The organism is Mycobacterium sp., from assembly GCF_036488105.1.
Lineage (GTDB): Bacteria > Actinomycetota > Actinomycetes > Mycobacteriales > Mycobacteriaceae > Mycobacterium.
The window spans coordinates 1-2,767 of record NZ_DASXHW010000309.1 but is presented as its reverse complement, the minus strand read 5'-3'; the positions used below and the strand labels follow the sequence as shown (position 1 = coordinate 2,767).

Genomic DNA, 2,767 nt, shown 5'->3' with positions numbered 1-2,767 from the left:
CCCTCCACCACATACAGTTCCGAGCGTTTCGGGTCGGTGGAACGGCAGTCGGCCAACTTGCCTGGCAGACCGCCCAAGTCGGTTGCGCTCTTACGCCGCACCAACTCTCGCGCCTTGCGGGCGGCGATGCGCGCCTGCGCCGACGACACCGCTTTATTCAGCACCGTCTTGGCGTCGGCGGGATTGGCCTCGAACCAGTGCGACAGCTGCTCGTTGCAGATCTTCTGCACGAACGACTTCACCTCGGTGTTGCCCAGCTTCGTCTTGGTCTGGCCCTCGAACTGCGGTTCGCTGACCTTCACCGAGATCACCGCGGCCAGGCCCTCGCGAATGTCGTCGCCGGTGAGGTTGGGGTCCTTGTCTTTCAGCAGCTTCTTGTCTTTGGCGTACTTGTTCACCACCGTCGTCAGCGCTGCCCGGAAGCCCTCCTCGTGGGTACCGCCCTCGTGGGTGTTGATCGTGTTGGCGAAGGTGTGCACCGACTCCGAGTAGCCGCCGTTCCACTGCATCGCGATCTCGACTTCGTGGCCGGGGCCTTTCCCGGAGAAATCCACGATGCTGGCGTGGATCGGGTTCTTGGTCCGGTTGATGTGCTTGACGTAGTCGACCAGGCCGCCCGGATAGTGGAACGTCCGGTGTTTGACCTTGTGCGGCCCAACGGATTCCGCGGCCTTTTCTTCCGCGGATTTCGGGGCTTCGGCGGTGTCGCTGACGACTTCGTCGACGACCTCTTCCCTAGTAACGCGCTCGTCGGTGAGGTTGATCGTCAGGCCTTTGTTCAGGAAGGCCATCTCCTGAAGTCGGCGGGCCACGGTCTCGAAGTCGTAGTTCGTCGTTTCGAAGATCCCGGGGTCGGCCCAGAACCGGACCGTCGTACCGGTCTTTTTGGTCTTGTCGCCCTGCTTGAGGGTGCCGGGTTCGGAGTGGTCGTAGGTCTGGTACCACTCGAAGCCGTCGCGGGAGATCTCCACCTCGAGTCGGCTGGACAACGCGTTGACCACCGAGACGCCCACCCCGTGCAAACCACCCGACACCGCATACGCGCCGTCGTCGCCGCCGAATTTGCCGCCGGCGTGCAGTTGGGTCATCACGACGTCGACGGTGGGGACACCGGTGGCGTGGGTGGCGACCGGGATCCCGCGGCCATTGTCGGTCACCTGGACGCCGCCGTTCTCCAGAATCTTGACGTCGACGGTGTCGGCGTAGCCAGCCATCGCCTCATCGACCGCGTTGTCGACGACTTCCCAAACCAAGTGGTGCAATCCGCGCTCGCCGGTGGAGCCGATGTACATGCCGGGGCGTTTGCGGACCGCTTCCAGTCCCTCCAAAATCGTGATGGAGTCGGCGCCGTACTCTTTCGGATTCTTCTTCTGGGCAGCCACGTTCGGAAGGCTCTCCTTGGGATTGCGCGCGGGCAGTCCGATGACTCTGCGCTGGTTCCTTGTCAGTCTACCGTCAACGTGGTCTCGGACCGATTCTGTAGGGGCGTTTCTACACAGCTATCTGCGCCGTGTGCGGAATTTTTCGCGCTGGGCTGCGTCCTGACGCTTGACAAGGCGGTTTCCCGCGTTGTGACGGCCCTCAGCGAATCTCCCGGCGGGTCACCCGTAGGTGTCGCGCGGGCCTCTCCCGGCGATGTGTAGCGGTCCTTTGCGCCACGACGGCGCGACCGGCCCGGTGATTCTCAGGCTGTTCACCACACCGTCGCCGACCTCCGCGGCGATCTTGGCCAGCACTTGGTTCTGGATGATTCGTAATTGGGTGGCCCAGGCCGTCGACTCGGCCGCGACGGTCAGCACCCCGTCGCGCAAGTTGGTCGGTGTCGCGTGGTCGGCGATGTTCGAGCCGACCACTGTTGGCCACCGCCCGAAGACCGCTCCTTCGGCGACCCGCGATGACCAGCCTCGCTTCTTCGCCACGTCGCGGGTAGCACTCGCCAGCGGCTGCGGATCGCGCGCGTCCGGGCCTGGTCCTGACCACCGGCGTCGGTTTCCGGTGCCGGCGACACGTCGGGTGGGCGGCAGCCGGCGGCCGCGGCCGACATCTTTTCCTTGCGTGCGGGCGATGCCGCGGGCCTCTTCAAGAACCCGGCGGACCAGATCCATGCCGGCCATTCCGCTCAGATGCTCGGGTGGTTCCGCACCGGGTTCCGGGGTGTCGTCGTCGGCATTCAACTGCCGTCCTCCTCCTCATCCATCTCGGTGACCACCGCCGACGCCGGCCCGCTGTCGCCGTCGGTGAGGGTGATGTCCACCCGGTCGGCCAGCCAATCCCGCGGGATGTCGTCGGGAACGGCCGCGGTCACCAGCACCTGCTCGGCGGAGGCGGCCGCGGCGGCCAGGGCTTCGCGGCGGCCGGTGTCGAGTTCGGCGAACACGTCGTCGAGCAATAGCACCGGATCGCTTCCCTCGGCACGCAGCAATTCGTAGGCGGCCAATCGCAGCGCCAATGCCATCGACCACGATTCCCCGTGGCTGGCAAAGCTTTTCGCGGGTTGCTCGCCGAGCCGCAGCTCTAGATCATCGCGGTGCGGGCCCACCAGGCACACGCCCCGTTCGAGTTCGGCGTCGCGGCGTACGGCCATTTTCTCCAGCAGGGCGGTGCGCAGCAGTTCCACGTCTGGGCGGTCTTGTTCGATATCGACGCTGGCGTGGTAGCTGATCGACGCCGGCCGCGACGCCGGCGCCAACCGCTGATAACTCTTCTGTACCTCCGGCGCCAGTTCGTTCACCAGCGCCATCCGGGCCGCCATCAATTCAGCACCGTG

General features: G+C 65.4%; 2 protein-coding genes and 1 pseudogene. All 3 read right to left on the bottom strand.

Annotated elements, in window-relative coordinates:
• On the bottom strand, nucleotides 1-1,382 hold a 1,382-nt coding region (locus VGH54_RS16390; RefSeq protein WP_331513121.1), incomplete at its 3' end, for an ATP-binding protein.
• 219 nt (nucleotides 1,383-1,601) lie between these two features.
• Nucleotides 1,602-2,174 carry a DUF721 family protein gene (locus VGH54_RS16385; RefSeq protein ID WP_331513120.1) on the bottom strand — a complete coding sequence of 191 codons (573 nt, stop codon included), beginning with the start codon at nucleotides 2,172-2,174 and terminating at the stop codon, nucleotides 1,602-1,604.
• Nucleotides 2,171-2,767, bottom strand: a pseudogene (locus VGH54_RS16380) (DNA replication and repair protein RecF); the annotation flags it as partial. The pseudogene VGH54_RS16380 and the gene VGH54_RS16385, both read right to left, overlap by 4 nt.